Raw genomic sequence first — 18,633 nt, forward strand, 5'->3', positions numbered from 1 at the left:
GGCGCCCGGCGGCGTGGCGACGAGCGGAATGCGAGCAGTCACTCAGAAGCGGCGGCCGTGACTCAGGAATCGGTCCAGCGGAACCACCGCATCACCGCGAGCACCCCGCCCACGGCCCACACCAGCAGCACCAGGAACGAGCCCAGCAGGAAGGGCCCGCCGGCGAGGCTCGCCCGCATCAGTTCGCCGAGCGCACCGGAGGGCAGCAGGTCCACCAGGCCCCGCAGGATCCGCGGGTAGCTGACCAGTGGGAAGGCGATGCCGCCGACGGAGACGAACAGCAGGAACAGCAGGTTGGACACGGCCAGCACGGCCTCGGTGCGCAGGGTGCCCGCCACCAGCATCCCCAGCGATCCGAAGGCGACGGTCCCCAGGATCCACCCCAGCACCAGCAGCACCAGGCCCGTCGGCTCCGGCCGCCAACCCAGCGCCAGCCCCAGCAGGCCCAGCACCAGGATCTGCAGCACGTGCACACCGAGGGTGGCGAGGATCTTGCCGGCCAGGTAGCCGTCGCGACCCAGCGGGGTGGTGGCCACCCAGCGCAGCACCCCGTTGCGGCGGTCGAAACCTGTCTGGATCGCCTGGGAGGTGAAGGAGGTGGACACCAGTGCCGTGGACAGGGTGGCGGCCATGGCGGTGTCGATCGGGGCCACGCCGTCCAGCCGGCCCACGGGCAGCACCCGCAGGCCGATCAGCACCAGTGCGGGCATCACGATCGCCACCAGGATCTGCTCGCCGTTGGTGAGCAGGATCCGGGCCTCCAACGCGGCGTGGGAGAGGATCCGGCGCAGTGGGGGAGCGGGGGCAGTGATGTGGGAGTCGGCGGCGTGGGGAGTGGGGGTCCGGGTGCTCATGCGTCCTCCTGAATATTCGCCTCGCTGGGGTCCGCTGATCGAGGGTTCGGGTGCCACGTCGCTGCCGTAGCGGTGGCGTCGTTCGGGACCACCAGTGGTGTCGTTGGGGCCGCTCTGTCTACGCTCCTTCCGCCGTGTGTATAGGGCACGCGGCGGAAGGAGCAATCTGGAATGGTACGGAAGATCAGGGCGAAGCTGGTGCTCCAGCTGCGCGCAGAAGGTCTGTCGGGGCGAGCGATTTCGTCCTCGCAGGGCATGTCCCGCAAGTCCGTGAGGGCGGTGTTCGAGGCCGCTGACGCTGCAGGGATCGGGTGGGGCGATATCGCGGACGTCGCCGATGAGCAGGTGTATGCCCGGTTGTTCCCGGGCCGGGGCGAGCACGAGAGCGTGTTCGCACAGCCGGACTGGGAACAGGTCCATCGAGAGATGGCCAGGGTCGGCGTGACGCTGAAGCTGTTGCACGGCGAGTACTTCGACGCGACCACGGCGGCTGGGGATCCGGCGATGGGGTATGACCGGTTTTGCCGCACCTACCAGCACCACGTCATGGTCACCGGTGCCGCTTCGAGAGTCGGTCACAAGGCCGGCCAGAGCGTGGAGGTCGACTGGTCCGGCCCCACGATGGAGCTGGCCGATCCGGTCACCGGCGAGGTCTCGAAGGTGTTCTTGTTCGTTGCCTGCCTGCCTTTTTCTCGTTACGCGTTCTGCTTCCCGGCGCTGGATATGCGCCAGGAGTCCTGGCTGCGAGCGCACGTAGCGATGTTCGAGGCGCTGGGCGGGACGGTCCCGAGGATCGTTCCGGACAACCTCAAGACCGGTGTGGTGAAGCACCCCCGCGAGGGCGAGATCGTCCTGAACGATGCGTATCGCGAGATGGCAGCGCATTACTCGGCGGCGGTGCTCCCGGGGAGGGTGCGGAAACCGAAAGACAAGGCGAGCGTGGAGAACACCGTCGCGCACGTCGCGACCTGGGTCATCGCCGGGCTGCGGGATCAGCGATTCACGTCCCTGCCCGAACTTGCAGCCGCCATCGGGCAGCGGATGGAGGCCTATAACGCGGAGCCGTTCCAGAAGCGGCCCGGATCCCGCGCCAGCGTGTTCGACGCGGAGGAGCGGCCGCTGCTGACGCCGCTGCCGGCGGTGCCCTACGAGATCTCGACATGGCACTACGGACGACGAGTGGGCAGGAACGGGCACGTCACGTTCGCGCGGAACTTCTACTCCGCGCCGTTCGCGCACATCGGCGCGAAGGTCGATCTGCGCATCACGGCCCGGACGCTGGAGATCTATCAGGGCAGCCAGCGACTGACCAGTCACCTGCTGCTCCCGGAGACCGCGAGCAATGAGTACCGCACCAACGACGCGGACCTACCTGCGGGCGAGCGTTTCCAGGCCTGGGACGCGCAGAGGGTGCGGGCGTGGGCAGATCGGGTCGGGCCGGCCACGGTGATCGTGATCCAGCGGATCTTCGAGTCCGTGCCGATCGTGGAACAGGGCCTGGATCCCGCGTTGGCGGTGCTACGGCTCTCTCGCCGCTTCTCCGTAGATCGGGTCGAGGCGGCCTGCGCACTCGCGCTGACGGGACGGGTCCGTTCACCGCGCTATGCGCATCTGCACCCGATCTTGGCCACCGGGCAGGACAAGGTCGCCGCCCTGCGTCCACCCCGCGAGGAACCCGCGGAAGACGGCGGATACGTCCGTGGCGCCGACTACTACGCCGGAGGTGTCCGGTGAGCGTGATCGATAACGACACGAAGCGGAAGCTGCGCGAGATGGGCGCGACCGCGCTGCTGGACGCGATCGATGCCCAGGATGAGGCTCACGTGCTGGGGATGTCGTTCCAGGAACGGCTCCAGCTGATCGTGGACGAGGCGCATTCCATCTTCAATCATGGAAAGGTCGAGGGTCTGATCCGCCGGGCGGGGCTGCGTTATCCCGGAGCGGACCTGCGGCGGCTGGATCTGGTCGAGGAACGGGGACTGAACCGGAACGTGATCGCGCAACTGGCAACCTGCTCCTTCATCCAGCGGCAACAGAACGTGGTCTTCCAGGGCTTCACCGGCTCAGGGAAGTCCTACCTCGGCTGCGCGCTGGCGAAGCAGGCCTGCCAGCACCGGCTCCGAGCCCACTACATCCGAATGCCCGACCTCGAAGAGGCCTGGGCCCTGGCAAAGGACAAGCCGCAGGGCCAGACGAAGTTCCTGCGGAAGTACTCCACGTTCTCGCTGCTGGTGATCGACGAGTGGCTGCTGGACCATCCTGACGAGGGAATGCGTTCGATGCTGCTGGAACTGCTCGAGCGCCGCTATGACACCGGCTCGACCGTGTTCTGCACCCAGTACCCGAAGAAGGACTGGCACGCCCGGCTCGGTGGAGCAGTCCACGCCGATGCGATCATGGACCGCATCGTGCACAACACAATCTGGATCGACACCGGCGACAGGAACATGCGAGAACACACCGCACTGCCCCAGTGACCCGATGCCGGCGGGAGCCAGTGGTCCCCACCGCGGCGGCTACTGGCCCCCGTCGGCACGATCGGCGGTCCCCAAGAGCAAGATTCGGTGGCTCCCACGACTACGAATACTCACTCCTCCATCAGGTCCAGCAGCACGCCCTCCAGATCAGCGGCTCCGCCGGAACCGAGCTCGAGTCGGGCACCGTGCCGGGAGGCCAGGTCGCGCAGGTCGGCGGTGAGGGCGTCGAGGGATGCGGGCGCCACGTCCCGCAGGGTGGCATGCAATGACGCCGCTCCCTTCCCTGCGCTGTGGTCGCTGATCACCTCGTCCACCGATCCCGAGGCCAGGGCGCGGCCCCGGGAGATCACGCACACGGAATCTGCCAGCCCGGCCACGTCGTCCATCAGGTGGGTGGTGAGCACCACGGCGGTGCCGGTGCGGGCGAGACCCCGGATCAGCGTGCGCACACGGCGGCGGATCGAGGGATCCATGCCGGCGGTGGGCTCGTCGAGGAACACCAGCTCCGGGCGGCCGATGATGGCCAGCGCCAGGGCGAGCCGCTGCCGCTGGCCTCCCGAGAGCCGTCGCACCAGGGTGCTGGCGAAGTCGTCGATCCCCAGATGCTCGGAGACCTCGTCCACGTCCAGCGGGTCGGCGTGCAGGCTCGCTCCGTAGCGCAGGAGGGTCTTGGCGGGGGCGCCCGAGGTGAGGCCGCCGTCCTGGATCATGACACCGATGCGGGCGCGGTGCTCTGGTCCGGCCCGCCAGGGGTCCTGGCCGAGCACGCGGATGCTGCCGCCGTCGGGCCTGAGCAGGCCGGTGGCGCAGGAGATGGCGGTGGTCTTGCCGGCGCCGTTGGGGCCCAGCACGGCGGTGACCTCGCCGTGCTCGGCCCTCAGGTCCAGGCCGTCCAGGGCACGCAGCGGGCCGTAGGAGAGGGAGAGGTCCTCGGCGAGGAGGGCGGGGGAGTCGGTGTCCATGGCGCCCCCATCGTAGGCGCGGCCCGGGTGGTCCAGGGACGGACCACCCGGGCCGGGCGGGCGCGTCGCCCTCGAGGGGCGGCGCAGGTACGACGAAGGGGAGGGGTCAGCGACCGGTCACGTGCAGCGGGGTGTGCGCGGGATCGACCACCTCGGAGGCCAGCGGGGGCTCGGGGGCGGTGCCACCGGGGCCCCAGGTGTCGGTCTCGAAGCGGTCGCGGTCATGGGGTTCCATGATGTGGCTCATGTCCGGGCCCAGCGGCACGATCTGGGTGGGGTTGATGTCGGTGTGCACCACGTAGTAGTGCTCCTTGATGTGCTGGAAGTCGATGGTGTCGCCGAAGCCCGGGGTCTGGAACAGGTCCTTGAGGTAGTTCCACAGGTTGGGCATGGTGGCCAGCGTCTGCCGGTTGGCCTTGAAGTGGCCGTGGTACACCGGATCGAAGCGCACCAGGGTGGGGAACAGGCGCACATCGGCCTCGGTGATCGAGGGGCCCATCAGGTAGCGGCGGGTGGACAGGCGCTCCTCGAGCTCGTCGAGGGCCTCCCACAGCAGGTGGTACTCCTTCTCGTAGGCCTCCTGGGAGCCGGCGAAGCCCGTCTTGTACACCCCGTTGTTGATGCGGTGCAGCATCCAGTCGTTGAGCTCGTCGATCTCGGCGCGCAGGTGCTCGGGGTAGAGGTCCGGGGCGCCTTCGCGCTGGAACTCGGTCCACTGGCTGCCCATGTCCAGGGTGATCTGTCCGAAGTCGTTGGTGACCACGGCGCCGTCGCGGGTGTCGACGATCGCGGGCACGGTGATGCCGCGGGGGTAGTCGGGGATGCGCTTGAAGTACGCCTCCTGGAGGCGCTCGATGCCGAGGACCGGGTCCTTGCCGCCCTCATCGAGGTCGAAGGTCCAGGAGCGCTTGTCGTGGGTGGGGCCGGCGATGCCCATGGAGATCGCGCCCTCCAGGCCCAGCAGGCGCCGCACGATGATGGTGCGGTTGGCCCACGGGCAGGCCCGGGAGACGACGAGACGGTAGCGATCCGCCTCGACGGGGTAGCCGTCCTCGCCGTCCTTGGTGATACGGGTGGGGATGTAGTTCATGTCCCGGTCGAAGGACTTGCCCTTGTGGACGTAGCTGCCCTTCTGGTCGTGCTCGTTCGTCTCCTGGGTGCTCATGTCGTCCTCTCCTGTCGTGGAACCTGATGACCCCACTATAGTTGAAAAGTGAAGCAACAGGGAAGGGGGGTGGAGATCGGGAGACGGTGTGTCTCCTCACGCGGGCGGGGTTCACTCTTCGACGGCCGAGTGCGATACCGTTTACGCAAGCGTACGCTTGTCTATTAAGCGTCGCGAGGGTTGCCTCGGCGCCCGCTCAGACCCATGGAAGGAGGAGCAGATGGACCCCCATATCCACCAGGACCGCACTCAGCGACCCACCTCCTCCGGGCCCGCCGCCACCGGGGCCGACACTACGGACCCCGGCGCCACCATCGACCTGCGCGACACACGTGACCGCCTGATCGACGCGATCTCCGCCCACGGGCCGGTCACCGCCCGCCAGCTCGCCGAGCGCTTCGGCCTCACCAGCGCCGCCGTGCGTCGACACCTCGCCGCCCTCCAGGCGGACCGGGTCATCGCCGAGCACAAGATGCCCGTGGGGCACCGCGGGCGCGGACGCCCCTCCAAGGCCTTCGTGCTCTCCGCCTCCGCCCACGAGTCGCTCACCGGTGGCTACGACCAGCTCGCCGTCCTGGCGATGGAGGAGCTGGCCCGCGCCGGCGGCCCCGAAGCCGTGCAGCGGCTCGCCGACAGGCGCGTCGCCGACTGGGAGAGCGAGCTGGAGGCGCTGGTCGCCGAGAGGACCGCGCAGGGCGAGCGGGTCACCGTGGCCCGTCGGGTGGAGCTGCTCGCCGAGCTGCTCACCTCCCGCGGCTACGCCACCACGGTGCGACCGCTCACGGTCCCCATGCCGGCCGCCGGTGCCCGTGGGCGCTCCCGGCCGCGTACGCTCGTGACGGCACAGCTGTGCCACGGGCACTGCCCCGTCCTGGACGTCGCGTCCGGACATCCGGAGTTGTGCGAGGCCGAGACCCGCGTCATCTCCCGCATCGTCGGCGCCCCGGTCCAGCGTCTAGCAACGCTGGCCCAGGGTGCACACGCCTGCACGACCCACATTCCGCTCACCGAGGGAAGGACACCATGACGAGCGCACCAGAGCAGCTCAGCCAGGACGAGATCATCGACTCCATCGGCAACTACGCCTATGGATGGCACGACGAGGACTCGGCCGGCGCCAGCGCGCGGCGCGGCCTGAGCGAGGACGTCGTCCGCGACATCTCCCGCCTGAAGGACGAGCCCGAGTGGATGCTGGAGCGCCGCCTGAAGGCGCTGAAGCTCTTCGACAAAAAACCGATGCCCACCTGGGGCCCGGACCTGTCCGGGATCGCCTTCGACCACATCAAGTACTTCGTGCGCTCCACCGAGAAGCAGGCCACTTCCTGGGAGGAGCTGCCCGACGACATCAAGGAGACCTACGACCGGCTCGGCATCCCCGAGGCCGAGAAGCAGCGTCTGGTCGCCGGCGTCGCCGCGCAGTACGAGTCCGAGGTCGTCTACCACCAGATCCGCGAGGATCTAGAGGAGCAGGGCGTCATCTTCGTGGACACCGACACCGGTCTGCGCGAGTACCCCGAGCTGTTCCAGGAGTATTTCGGCACCGTGATCCCGGCCGGGGACAACAAGTTCTCCGCCCTCAACACCGCGGTGTGGTCCGGCGGCTCCTTCGTGTACGTCCCCAAGGGCGTCCACGTAGAGATCCCGCTGCAGGCCTACTTCCGGATCAACACCGAGAACATGGGCCAGTTCGAGCGCACGCTGATCATCGCCGACGAGGGCTCCTACGTGCACTACGTCGAGGGTTGCACCGCCCCGATCTACAAGTCCGACTCCCTGCACTCGGCCGTGGTCGAGATCGTGGTGAAGAAGGATGCCCGCGTTCGCTACACGACCATCCAGAACTGGTCGAACAACGTGTACAACCTGGTCACCAAGCGCACCACGGTGGAGCAGGGCGGCACCATGGAGTGGGTCGACGGCAACATCGGCTCCAAGGTCACCATGAAGTACCCGGCCGTGTGGCTGATGGGCGAGCACGCTCGCGGTGAGACCCTCTCGATCGCCTTCGCCGGCGAGGGGCAGCACCAGGACACCGGTTCCAAGATGGTGCACATGGCACCGAACACCTCCAGCTCGATCGTCTCCAAGTCGGTCTCGCGCGGCGGTGGGCGCAGCTCGTACCGCGGCCTGGTGCAGGTGATGCCGGGTGCCGAGCACTCCGCCTCCACCGTGCTGTGCGACGCCCTGTTGGTGGACCAGATCTCCCGCACCGACACGTACCCCTATGTCGACGTGCGCGTGGACGACGTCCAGATGGGCCACGAGGCCACCGTCTCCAAGGTCTCCGAGGAGCAGCTCTTCTACCTGATGAGCCGCGGCATGGAGGAGACCGAGGCGATGGCGATGATCGTGCGCGGCTTCATCGAGCCGATCGCGCGTGAGCTGCCCATGGAGTACGCCCTCGAGCTGAACCGCCTGATCGAACTGCAGATGGAAGGAGCAGTCGGCTGATGACCTCGTCCGATGTCACCGATGTGAAGGGCGCCGAGAGCGCCGGCGACCCGACGGCCAACGAGGCCGTGGGCCACGCGGCAGGAGCCGCACCCGTCTCTGCCCAGGAGGCCCTGCACGAGACCGATGCCCAGGACGCCCGCGAGGGCGGCCCGGTACTGGAGGACGAGGCCATCTCGCTTCCGGGGGAGGAGGCGGAGAAGTCCGCCGCGCACGGCGCCGCCAACCGCGGCGACCGCAAGCGCTCCTTCGAGCTCGCCGATCACGAGGTTCCCACCTCCAAGGTCGAGGAGTGGCGCTTCACCCCGTTGCGCCGCTTCGCGCCGCTGTTCGAGGACACGGCCACCGACGACCGCGAGGGCGACCCGGCCCTGGACTACCAGGTCCAGGTCCCCCAGGGAGCCACCGACGTGTCCAACCTGGCCCCGGGCCAGGCCCCCCGCGGGACCGTGCTGGTGCCCGAGGACCTCACCAGCGCCGTGGCCTCCGCCCGGTGCGCGGAGGCCCTGCACCTGGTGGCCCCCAAGAACGCCGAGATCGCCGAGCCCTTCCGGGTGGCGATCACCGGTCGGGGTGCCGAGCGCCGCGGGAACGCGCACATCGTGCTGGAGACCGAGGAGTCCTCCAGCGCGACCTTCGTTCTGAACCACACCGGCACCGCCCAGTACGCGCAGAACGTGGAGATGGTGGTCGGCGACAACTCGCAGATGACCGTCATCGCCCTGCAGGACTGGGATGACGACGCACTGCACATCGCCACCCACCACGCCCGCGTGGGTCGGGACGCGAAGCTCAAGCACATCGTGGTCTCCCTCGGGGGCAGCGGCGTGCGCGTCAACGTGATCGGTGAGCTGGCCGCACCCGGCGGCGAGGTCGAGAACCTCGGCCTGTACTTCTCGGACGCCGACCAGTTCCTCGAGCACCGCCTGTTCGTGGACCACGCCGCCCCCAACTGCACCTCCGACGTGGCCTACAAGGGCGCGCTGCAGGGCGCCAAGGCCCGCTCCGTGTGGGTGGGCGACGTGCTGATCCGCAAGCAGGCCGAGGGGACCAACACCTACGAGCTGAACCGCAACCTGGTGCTCACCGAGGGGGCGCGTGCCGACTCGGTGCCGAACCTCGAGATCGAGACCGGGGAGATCGAGGGTGCCGGCCACGCCGCCGCCACCGGTCGCTTCGACGACGAGCAGCTGTTCTACCTGCAGGCCCGCGGCATCCCCGAGAAGGATGCGCGTCGTCTGGTGGTGCGCGGCTTCTTCGCCGAGCTGATCCAGAAGATCGACGTCCCGGAGATCCGCGAGCACCTCTTCGACTCGATCGAGAACGAGCTCGAGCGGAGCATGAACTGATGTCGGGCACCTTCGTCCCCGTCGCCACCCTCGATCAGCTGGCCCCCGGCGAGGCGATCGACGTCATCGTCGGCGGCATCGAGATCGCCCTGGTGCGCGACGAGGACGGGGGCGTCCACGCCATCGAGGACCGCTGCTCCCACGAGGACGTCCCGCTGTCGGACGGCGACGTGGAGGGCTGCACCCTCGAGTGCTGGAAGCACGGCAGCCAGTTCGACCTGCGCACCGGCCGCCCGCTGCAGCTGCCCGCCGTCCTGCCCGTCCCGGTGTACCCGGTGCGGGTGGACGAGACCACCGGCGAGATCTCGGTCGACCCGACCGCGACCCTCACCGCCTGAATCCCCCTGACACATCACGCACTACGTCGTCATACGCACGTCGTCACACAGCTGAGGAGAACCACCACATGTCGATCCTGGAGATCAAGGACCTCCACGCCACCGTCGAGACCCCTGAGGGCACCAAAGAGATCCTCAAGGGCGTGGACCTGACCATCAAGGCGGGGGAGACCCACGCCATCATGGGTCCCAACGGCTCGGGCAAGTCCACCCTGGCCTACGCCATCGCCGGCCACCCCAAGTACGAAATCACCAGCGGTTCGGTCACCCTGGACGGCGAGGACGTGCTGGAGATGAGCGTGGACGAGCGCGCCCGCGCCGGCCTGTTCCTGGCCATGCAGTACCCCGTCGAGGTGCCCGGCGTGACCGTCTCCAACTTCCTGCGCACCGCCAAGACCGCGATCGACGGCGAGGCGCCTGCTCTGCGCACCTGGGTCAAGGACATGAAGGGCGCCATGGCGGACCTCCGCATGGACCCGGTGTTCGCCGAGCGCAACGTGAACGAGGGCTTCTCCGGCGGTGAGAAGAAGCGCCACGAGATCCTGCAGATGCAGCTGCTCAAGCCCGGCATCGCCATCCTCGACGAGACCGACTCCGGCCTGGACGTGGATGCGCTGCGCATCGTCTCCGATGGCGTCAACCGCGCCAAGGAGAACACCGAGGTGGGCATCATGCTGATCACCCACTACACCCGCATCCTGCAGTACGTGAAGCCCGACTTCGTCCACGTCTTCGTGAACGGAAGGGTCGCCGAGCAGGGTGGCCCCGAGCTGGCCGAGCGCCTCGAGTCCGAGGGCTACGACCGCTACCTCACCCCCAGCGCCTGAGCAAGGAGCGACGATGACTGAGACCACCGCCCCCGACGCCTCGGAGCACGTCACCTCCGAGCAGGTCATCGAGGCCATGAAGGACGTCATCGACCCCGAGCTGGGGATCAATGTCGTGGACCTGGGCCTCGTGTACGGCGTGACCGTCGAGGAGGGCAACGCCGTGGTGGACATGACGCTCACCTCGGCCGCCTGCCCGCTCACCGACCTGCTCGAGGAGCAGACCTTCGCTGCCCTGGACCCCATCACCGAGTCCCACCGCATCAACTGGGTGTGGATGCCGCCGTGGGGCATGGAGAAGATCACCGAGGACGGCCGCGAACAGCTGCGCGCGATCGGCTTCAACCTCTGAGCTGCCTGCCCCCGGGCAGCTGAACGAAGAAGGGCCCGCACCCCCCGATCGGGGAGTGCGGGCCCTTGCTCTGTCGGCTCAGGCGCCCAGCAGCTGGGACGGGTCCGAGAGCTCGATGCCGTGGGCCTCGGCCGTGCCGTCGTGGTACAGCTTGCCCTCGTAGGTGTGCAGGCCCTTGGCCAGCGCCGCATCCTTCTTCAGGGCGTCCAGGCCCTCGCTGCCCGCGAGCTTCACCACGTAGGGGATGGTCGCGTTGTTCAGCGCCTTGGTGGCGGTGTTCGGCACGGAACCGGGCATGTTCGCCACGCAGTAGAACACGGCGTCGTGGACCTTGAAGGTGGGAGCGTCATGGGTGGTGGGCTTCGAGTTCTCGAAGCAGCCGCCCTGGTCGATCGCGACGTCCACCAGCACGGAGCCCGGCTTCATCTGGGACACCATCTCGTCGGTCACGAGCTTGGGGGCCTTCTTCCCCGGGATCAGCACCGAGCCGATCACGACGTCGGCACCGGTGACCAGCTCGGTCACGTCCAGCTTGCTGGAGTAGCGGGTGAGGATGTCGCCGTTGTGGACGGTGGAGATCTCGTTCAGGCGGGCCACGTTCACGTCCATCACGGTGACGTTGGCATGCAGGCCGCGCGCCATGATGGCCGCCTGCTCGCCCACCACACCGCCACCGATCACGACGACCTTGGCCTCGTCGGTGCCGGGCACGCCGCCCATCAGCTTGCCGGAGCCGCCCAAAGGGCTCATCAGATGGTACGCGGCCACCTGGGTGGCCAGACGACCGGCGATCGCGCTCATCGGCGCCAGCAGCGGCAGAGAACGGTTGGGCAATTGGACGGTCTCGTAGGCCACGGAGGTGACCTTGCGCTCCATCAGCGCCTCAGCCAGAGGCTTGTTCGCCGCGAGGTGCAGGTACGTGAAGAGCAGCTGCCCCTCGCGCATGTGCTCGTACTCCTCCGCCAGCGGCTCCTTGACCTTGACGATCAGGTCGGCCTGCTCCCAGACCTTGTCTGCCGAATCGAGGATCGTGGCCCCGGCGGCGCGGTACTCGTCATCGGTGACGCCGGCACCCACGCCGGCGCCGGTCTCGACCACGACGTCGTGGCCGCGGTCCACCAGCTCGTACACACCGGCGGCAGCAAGACCCACCCGGTTCTCGTTGTTCTTGACCTCGCGGGGAACACCCACTCGCATCTCTGGTGCCTCCTTGCATAGAAAGTCGGTCGCCTCACGCGGCCGTACCGATCCAGCTTCTCATGAATGACGAACTGGGATCGTAGGCCGTGGGTCCCGGGGGGAGAGGCCTGTCACATGCCTCGGTGCAACCTGGTGGTGCGCCTACACTCGAACCCGGCCCGCGCGCCTCGACGTGCCCTCTGCCTCCCACCCCACATCGAAAGCGAGTCCCCTGGTGATCACCGTGCACGACCTCGCCGTCCGCGTCGGCGCACGGCTGCTGATGAGCGAGGTGAGCTTCCAGGTGGTGGACGGCGACCGGGTGGGTCTGGTGGGGCGCAACGGCGCCGGTAAGACCACCCTGACCAAGGTGCTCTCCGGCACCGTCCAGCCCACCGAGGGTCGGGTCGAGGTGAGCGGGGAGCTGGGCTACCTGCCCCAGGACACCCACAGCGGCGACGACACAGAGTCCGTGATCTCCCGCATCCTCTCCGCCCGCGGCCTGGACGAGGTGCTGCGCCGGCTGCGACGTGCGGAGGAGGAGATGGCCGACATGAGTCTTACGGAGGCCAAGCGGGAGAAGGCCATGAACCGCTACCCGCGCCTGGAGGCCGAGCTCGATGCCGTCGGCGGATACGCCGCCGAGGCCGAGGCCAAGCGGATGGCCGCGAACCTGGGCCTGCCCAACCGGCTGCTGGAGCAGGAGCTGGGCACCCTCTCCGGCGGTCAGCGGCGCCGCGTGGAACTGGCCCGCATCCTGTTCTCCCAGGCCACCACCATGATCCTCGACGAGCCCACCAACCACCTCGACGCCGACTCGGTGGTGTGGCTGCGCGAGTACCTGATGAGCTACCGCGGTGGTCTGATCGTGATCAGCCACGACGTGCAGCTGGTGGAGCAGGTGGTCAACAAGGTGTTCTACCTCGATGCCAACCGCGCCGTGATCGACGTGTACAACATGGGCTGGAAGCAGTACCTGCGCCAGCGCGAGGACGACGAGAAGCGCCGCCGGCGGGAGCGCCAGGGCGCCGAGAAGAAGGCCTCCGCCCTCACCGCCCAGGCCGAGAAGATGCGCGCCAAGGCCACCAAGGCCGTCGCAGCGCAGAACATGCTGCGCCGCGCCGAGCGGATGCTGAGCGCCACCGAGGGGGAGCGCCAGAAGGACCGCGTGGCCTCCCTGCGCTTCCCCAAGCCCGCCCCGTCCGGCAAGACCCCGCTGATGGCCGAGGGGCTCTCGAAGTCGTACGGCAGCCTGGAGATCTTCACCGACGTGGACCTGGCGATCGACCGCGGCTCGAGGGTGGTGATCCTGGGCCTGAACGGCGCCGGCAAGACCACCCTGCTGCGCATCCTCGCCGGGGTGGACCTTCCCGACACCGGGGAGATCCAGCCCGGCCACGGGCTGCGCATCGGCTACTACGCCCAGGAGCACGAGACCCTGGACCTGGACCGCACGGTGCTGGAGAACATGATGAGCGCCGCGATCGAGCTGCCCGAGGTGGAGGCCCGCAAGATCCTGGGCTCCTTCCTGTTCACCGGGGACGACGTGCACAAGCCCGCCCGGGTGCTCTCCGGCGGGGAGAAGACCCGCCTGGCCCTGGCGACACTGGTGGTCTCCAGCGCGAACGTGCTGCTGCTGGACGAGCCCACCAATAACCTCGACCCCGCCAGCCGTGAGGAGATCCTGGGGGCGCTGGCCGCCTTCGAGGGTGCCGTGGTGCTGGTCTCCCACGACCCCGGTGCGGTCACGGCCCTGTCCCCGGAGCGGGTGCTGGTGATGCCCGATGCGGTGGAGGACCTGTGGAACTCGGAGTACGAGGAGCTGGTGCAGCTGGCCTGAGCTGCCGGAACACGCTGTACAGACGATAACAGCGTAATAAATGTGTACAAGGTGGTAGGGTCCACGCATGCACGTCCTGCTGCTCACCCCGGCCCGCACTCATCGCGGCGGCGACCCGTTGCCCGATCTCACCTCCGCCCTCGCGCCGCTCGGCCTGCGTCACCCCGCAGAGCGCACCCTCGGGGATGAGGCGATCGTGGTGGCGGACCGCGCCGAGCAGGCCGTGGACGTGATCCGCGTCGCCAGTGAACTGGGCGGGTGGTGCACCGGCCTCGGGGTGGGAGCCGTGGACAAGCCCCTCCCCGAGGAGGTCCGCGCCCTGCGCGGCCCCGCCGTCGATGCCGCTCGGGAGGCGCTGCATGCCGCCCGCACCACCGCCCAGGTGCCCCTCGCGGTCAGGGCCGGTGATCCCCGCCAGGCAGGCACCGCCGCCGATGCAGAGGCGGTGCTGCGCCTGATCGGCTGGATGATCGCCACCCGCAACACCGGGCAGTGGCGCGTGGTGCGCGCCCTGCGGGAACGGCCCGGGATCACCCAGCGCGACCTCGCCGAGCACCTCGGCATCACCCAGCAGACCGTCTCCCGCTCGCTGAAGACCAGTGGTTGGCGGGAGGAGAGCGCCGCCCACCCCCTGCTGGTGCGGCTGCTGTCCATGATCGATCTGACCTCCTGACGGCGCGCTATCCTTGACCAGCGCTCGCGGCCCCGGCCCGAGCAGCCCACCGACCCCGCCGCCCGGCCGCCACGCCCCGCGGCACATCCGAGGAGATCCATGGCGACCACGAACGACCTCAAGAACGGAATGGTCCTCAAGCTGGAGAACCAGCTGTGGAGCGTTGTCGAGTTCCAGCACGTCAAGCCCGGCAAGGGCCCCGCCTTCGTGCGCACCAAGCTGAAGAACGTGCTGTCCGGCAAGTCCGTGGACAAGACCTTCAACGCCGGCCTGAAGGTGGAGACCGCCACCGTGGACCGTCGCGACATGCAGTACTCCTACCTCGACGGTGACATGTACGTGTTCATGGACACCTCCACCTGGGAGCAGACCAACGTCGCCGCCGACGTGGTGGGCGACGCCAAGGACTTCATGCTCGAGGGCCAGGACGTCATCGTGGCCTTCCACGAGGGCACCCCGCTGTACATCGAGCTGCCCGCCTCCGTGGTGCTCGAGATCACCTTCACCGAGCCCGGCCTGCAGGGCGACCGCTCCAGCGGCGGCACCAAGCCCGCCACCGTGGAGACCGGCCGCGAGATCCAGGTGCCGCTGTTCCTCGAGCAGGGCACCAAGGTCAAGGTCGACACCCGCTCCGGCGACTACCTCGGACGCGCCTGAGGTGACCGACTCCTCCAGCAGCACCGGAAAGCCGCAGAAGGACCCCGGCCTCCCCCTTCCCGGCAGGGAGGGGGAGGAGGTGGCCTTCGAGCGCACCGTCCCGGCCCGCACCGACAGGCTCACCGGCCGAAGTCGCGACCGCATCCGCGCCCTGGACGTGGTGTACGAGGCCGATGCCCGCCGTCGCGACGTGAACGACGTGCTCAGCGACCGCATCGCCCGCACCGCAGCCCAGTCGCCACTGCCGCCCTACGCACGGGAACTGGTGGCCCTGTACGCCCAGCACGTCGAGGAGATCGACGAGCAGCTGTCCACCCACTCCCGTGACTGGCCGCTGCACCGCATGCCGGCCGTGGACCGGGCCATCCTGCGCCTGGGCACCGCCGAGGTGGTGCATGGTCCCGAGCAGGCGGACACGCCACGCGGACTGATCGTGGGCGAATACACGAAGATCGCAGAAGTGCTGTCCACGGACGACTCGCCGCGCTTCGTCAACGGGCTGCTGCAACGCATGCTGGACATGCGCGGCCTGCTGGGCTGAGCCCGCACTAGACTGCGTTCGACCACCCTTTAACGACGCGTCCTGTGAGGCGCCCAAGGGAGATAACGATGACTGATCCGTCATACCCCGACCATCGGAGCCGGGTGCTCGGCGCGGAGGAGATCCGCCGCGCCCTGACCCGCATCGCCCACGAGATCCTCGAGAGCGGCCACGGGGCCGACGACCTCGTGCTGCTGGGCATCCCGCACCGCGGCGTCCCCCTGGCCCGCCGGCTCGCGGAGAACATCGTCCGCGCCGAGGGCCTGGGAGGTGACACCGCAGGTGACGGCGACACTGAGGAGCAGGTGCGCCGCCTGCACGGCTCGCTGGACATCACGATGTACCGCGACGACCTGCGCAAGAACCCCACCCGCGCCCCCGGCCCCACCCGCATCCCCCGCGAGGGCATCGACGGCCGCACCGTGGTGCTGGTGGACGACGTGCTCTACTCCGGCCGCACCGTGCGCGCGGCCCTGGACGCCCTGGGGGCGATCGGTCGGCCCGCCGCCGTGCGCCTGGCGGTGCTGGTGGACCGCGGGCACCGCGAACTGCCCATCCGGGCCGACCACGTGGGCAAGAACCTCCCCACCTCCCGCAGCGAGCGGGTGTTCGTGCACCTGACCGAGACCGACGGCGAGGACTTCGTGGACATCCTTCGCCCCGCCACGGAGGTGACGGCATGAGGCACTTCATCTCCATCGCCGACCTGGACCGCAGCCAGGCCATCGAGGTGCTCGCCACCGCCGAGCACATGGCCGAGACCCAGTCCCGCTCGATCCGCAAGCTGCCCACCCTGCTGGGCTCCACCGTGGTGAACCTCTTCTTCGAGGACTCCACCCGCACCCGGATCAGCTTCGAAGCCGCCGCCAAGCGGCTCTCGGCCGACGTCATCAACTTCTCCGCCAAGGGGTCGAGCCTGTCCAAGGGCGAGTCCCTCAAGGACACCGCCCTGACCCTGCAGGCCATGGGCGCCGACGCCGTCGTGGTGCGATCGGCGTCCTCCGGCGCCGCCCACCAGCTGGCCCACGCCGGCTGGATCGACCAGCCCATCATCAACGCCGGGGACGGAGCCCACGAGCACCCCACCCAGGCCATGCTCGACGCCTTCACCCTGCGCCGCCATCTGCGGTCCGGGGACCATCACGGCGGCCTGGACGGTCTGCACGTGGTGATCGTCGGCGACGTGCTGCACTCCCGGGTGGCCCGCTCCAACGTGCTGCTGCTGACCCTGCTGGGGGCCCGCGTCACCCTCGTGGCCCCGCCCGCCCTGGTCCCTGTCGGGGCCCGGGCCTGGCCCTGCGAGGTGCTCTACGACCTCGACGAGGCCCTCGCCGCCGGACCCGACGCCGTGATGATGCTGCGCGTGCAGCGTGAGCGCATGGTCGGCGGCGGGTTCTTCCCCACCGAGGGCGAGTACGCCCGCCGCTACGGCCTGTCCACCCAGCGCGCTGCCCGCCTGCCCGGGCACACCATCGTGATGCACCCCGGCCCCATGAACCGCGGCTTCGAGATCGCCGGAGACGTGGCCGACTCCGAGCGCAGCGTGATCGTCGAACAGGTCGCCTCCGGCGTGTTCGTGCGCATGGCCGTCCTCTACCACCTGCTCGCCACCGACGTCCGGGAGGATGCCCGATGACCACCCAGCCCACCCCCCACGGGACCTACCGTCCGATCCTGGTGCGCGGCGGGTCCCTGTACGGCGACGAGACCTGCGACCTGCTCATCGACGGCGGTGTGATCAGCGCGATCGGCACCGACCTCGAGGCCGCGGGGCTGCCCGAGGACACGGAGGTCATCGACGCCACCGGGTGCATCCTCCTGCCCGGCCTCGTGGACCTCCACACCCACCTGCGCGAGCCCGGCGGCGAGGAGTCCGAGACCGTCGAGACCGGCACCCGGGCGGCCGCTCGCGGCGGCTTCACCGCCGTGCACGCCATGGCCAACACCACTCCTGTCGCGGACACCGCGGGCGTGGTGGAGCAGGTGGCCCGCACCGGCGATGCCGCTGGCTGGTGCACCGTGCGCCCCATCGGAGCGGTGACCGTGGGACTGGCGGGGGAGCGGCTCGCCGAGCTCGACGCCATGGCGAACTCCCGCGCCAAGGTGCGGGTGTTCAGCGACGACGGCAAGTGCGTGCACGACCCGGTGCTGATGCGCCGTGCGCTGGAGTACGTCAAGGCCTTCGACGGGGTCATCGCCCAGCACGCCCAGGACCCGCGCCTGACCGAGAACGCCCAGATGCACGAAGGCGTCGTCTCCGCGGAGCTGGGGCTCACCGGCTGGCCGGCCGTCGCCGAGGAGTCGGTCATCGCCCGCGACGTGCTGCTGGCCCACCACGTCGGCTCCCGCCTGCACGTGTGCCACCTGTCCAGCGCCGGCAGCGTCGACATCGTCCGCTGGGCCAAGCAGCGCGGCATCGCCGTGACCGCCGAGGTCACCCCGCACCACCTGCTGCTCACCGATGAGGAGGTGCGCGGCTTCGACGCCCGGTACAAGGTGAACCCGCCGCTGCGCACCCAGGAGGACGTGGAGGCCGTGCGACAGGGCCTGGCCGACGGCACCATCGACATCGTCGCCACCGACCACGCCCCCCACCTGCGCGATGCCAAGGACCGCGAGTGGGACCAGGCCGCCATGGGCATGACGGGGCTGGAGACCGCACTGCCGATCGTGCAGCACACCATGGTCGACACCGGCGCCCTCACCTGGCGGGACGTGGCCCGGGTCCTCTCGGAGACCCCCGCCATGATCGCCCGCGACGAGGACCACGGCCGCCCCCTCGCCGTCGGCTCACCCGCCCACCTGCTGGTGTGGGATCCGCGGCCCCGCCGCGTCGTGGACACCGCCGAGCACGCCTCCCGCAGCACCAACAGTCCCTTCGTGGGCCTGGAGCTGCCGGGCCTGAACCGCCTCACCGTCCACGACGGTCGCATCACCGTGCGCGACGGCGCACTCCAGGAGCGCTGAA

Annotated in this window: 19 protein-coding genes; 15 read left to right on the plus strand and 4 right to left on the minus strand. The window is 69.2% G+C overall.

The features are described from left to right. Positions 1-62: 62 nt before the first annotated feature. On the minus strand, positions 63-854 hold the full coding sequence (locus JOD52_RS06680) for an ABC transporter permease (protein ID WP_204409149.1): 792 nt from the start codon (positions 852-854) through the stop codon (positions 63-65). Positions 855-1,025: 171 nt separating this feature from the next. On the opposite strand from JOD52_RS06680, the gene istA reads away from it, so the two are divergent. Next, positions 1,026-2,588: an IS21 family transposase gene (gene istA, locus JOD52_RS06685; protein WP_204408388.1), complete on the plus strand. Its 1,563-nt coding sequence runs from the start codon at positions 1,026-1,028 to the stop codon at positions 2,586-2,588. Next, on the plus strand, positions 2,585-3,331 hold the full coding sequence (locus JOD52_RS06690; protein ID WP_338124028.1) for an ATP-binding protein: 747 nt from the start codon (positions 2,585-2,587) through the stop codon (positions 3,329-3,331). Before istA ends, JOD52_RS06690 begins: the two co-directional genes overlap by 4 nt. A gap of 110 nt (positions 3,332-3,441) precedes the next feature. On the opposite strand, the gene JOD52_RS06695 is transcribed toward JOD52_RS06690, so the two are convergent. Both JOD52_RS06695 and JOD52_RS06700 read right to left on the minus strand, forming a co-directional pair. Next, on the minus strand, positions 3,442-4,293 hold the full coding sequence (locus JOD52_RS06695) for an ABC transporter ATP-binding protein (protein ID WP_204409150.1): 852 nt from the start codon (positions 4,291-4,293) through the stop codon (positions 3,442-3,444). 106 nt (positions 4,294-4,399) lie between these two features. Then, positions 4,400-5,458, minus strand: a complete 1,059-nt coding sequence (locus tag JOD52_RS06700; RefSeq protein ID WP_204409151.1) for a glutathione S-transferase family protein — start codon at positions 5,456-5,458, stop codon at positions 4,400-4,402. A gap of 220 nt (positions 5,459-5,678) precedes the next feature. Between JOD52_RS06700 and JOD52_RS06705 the strand changes: the two genes are divergently transcribed. From JOD52_RS06705 to JOD52_RS06730, 6 genes are all read left to right on the plus strand, one after another. Beyond that, a complete protein-coding gene (locus tag JOD52_RS06705; protein WP_204409152.1) occupies positions 5,679-6,485 on the plus strand; it encodes a helix-turn-helix transcriptional regulator in 807 nt (268 codons plus the stop codon). Continuing rightward, the gene (gene sufB / locus JOD52_RS06710; RefSeq protein WP_017823631.1) at positions 6,482-7,909 is read left to right on the plus strand and encodes a Fe-S cluster assembly protein SufB; all 1,428 of its coding nucleotides are present in this window, start codon (positions 6,482-6,484) and stop codon (positions 7,907-7,909) included. Before JOD52_RS06705 ends, sufB begins: the two co-directional genes overlap by 4 nt. After that, positions 7,909-9,258, plus strand: coding sequence for a Fe-S cluster assembly protein SufD (gene sufD, locus JOD52_RS06715; protein ID WP_204409153.1), 1,350 nt, complete (start codon positions 7,909-7,911; stop codon positions 9,256-9,258). The genes sufB and sufD overlap by 1 nt, the downstream gene beginning before the upstream one ends. Further along, positions 9,258-9,596, plus strand: a complete 339-nt coding sequence (locus JOD52_RS06720; RefSeq protein WP_204409154.1) for a non-heme iron oxygenase ferredoxin subunit — start codon at positions 9,258-9,260, stop codon at positions 9,594-9,596. The genes sufD and JOD52_RS06720 overlap by 1 nt, the downstream gene beginning before the upstream one ends. Before the next feature lie 68 nt (positions 9,597-9,664). Next, on the plus strand, positions 9,665-10,423 hold the full coding sequence (gene sufC, locus JOD52_RS06725) for a Fe-S cluster assembly ATPase SufC (protein WP_204409155.1): 759 nt from the start codon (positions 9,665-9,667) through the stop codon (positions 10,421-10,423). Positions 10,424-10,436: 13 nt separating this feature from the next. Then, positions 10,437-10,775, plus strand: a complete 339-nt coding sequence (locus tag JOD52_RS06730) for a metal-sulfur cluster assembly factor (RefSeq protein WP_017823627.1) — start codon at positions 10,437-10,439, stop codon at positions 10,773-10,775. 78 nt (positions 10,776-10,853) lie between these two features. On the opposite strand, the gene ald is transcribed toward JOD52_RS06730, so the two are convergent. After that, complete coding sequence (gene ald / locus JOD52_RS06735; protein ID WP_204409156.1) at positions 10,854-11,972, minus strand: alanine dehydrogenase; 1,119 nt, start codon at positions 11,970-11,972, stop codon at positions 10,854-10,856. A 217-nt stretch (positions 11,973-12,189) separates the two neighbouring features. On the opposite strand from ald, the gene JOD52_RS06740 reads away from it, so the two are divergent. The 7 genes from JOD52_RS06740 to JOD52_RS06770 all read left to right on the plus strand — a co-directional run bounded on the left by JOD52_RS06740 (position 12,190) and on the right by JOD52_RS06770 (position 18,632). After that, positions 12,190-13,794, plus strand: coding sequence for an ABC-F family ATP-binding cassette domain-containing protein (locus JOD52_RS06740; protein ID WP_017823625.1), 1,605 nt, complete (start codon positions 12,190-12,192; stop codon positions 13,792-13,794). A gap of 67 nt (positions 13,795-13,861) precedes the next feature. Next, the gene (locus JOD52_RS06745) at positions 13,862-14,467 is read left to right on the plus strand and encodes a MarR family transcriptional regulator (protein ID WP_017823624.1); all 606 of its coding nucleotides are present in this window, start codon (positions 13,862-13,864) and stop codon (positions 14,465-14,467) included. A gap of 99 nt (positions 14,468-14,566) precedes the next feature. Beyond that, positions 14,567-15,124: an elongation factor P gene (efp, locus tag JOD52_RS06750; RefSeq protein ID WP_017823623.1), complete on the plus strand. Its 558-nt coding sequence runs from the start codon at positions 14,567-14,569 to the stop codon at positions 15,122-15,124. 1 nt (position 15,125) lies between these two features. Further along, on the plus strand, positions 15,126-15,665 hold the full coding sequence (gene nusB, locus JOD52_RS06755) for a transcription antitermination factor NusB (RefSeq protein ID WP_017823622.1): 540 nt from the start codon (positions 15,126-15,128) through the stop codon (positions 15,663-15,665). Between the two features lie 68 nt (positions 15,666-15,733). Continuing rightward, entirely contained in the window at positions 15,734-16,348 is a 615-nt protein-coding gene (gene pyrR, locus JOD52_RS06760) for a bifunctional pyr operon transcriptional regulator/uracil phosphoribosyltransferase PyrR (protein ID WP_042343163.1), read from the plus strand. Continuing rightward, positions 16,345-17,301 carry an aspartate carbamoyltransferase catalytic subunit gene (locus JOD52_RS06765; protein WP_204409157.1) on the plus strand — a complete coding sequence of 319 codons (957 nt, stop codon included), beginning with the start codon at positions 16,345-16,347 and terminating at the stop codon, positions 17,299-17,301. The genes pyrR and JOD52_RS06765 overlap by 4 nt, the downstream gene beginning before the upstream one ends. Continuing rightward, entirely contained in the window at positions 17,298-18,632 is a 1,335-nt protein-coding gene (locus tag JOD52_RS06770) for a dihydroorotase (RefSeq protein WP_204409158.1), read from the plus strand. Before JOD52_RS06765 ends, JOD52_RS06770 begins: the two co-directional genes overlap by 4 nt. The last annotated feature ends 1 nt before the right edge of the window (position 18,633 follow it).

Source organism: Brachybacterium muris (assembly GCF_016907455.1).
Taxonomy (GTDB): Bacteria; Actinomycetota; Actinomycetes; order Actinomycetales; family Dermabacteraceae; genus Brachybacterium; species Brachybacterium muris.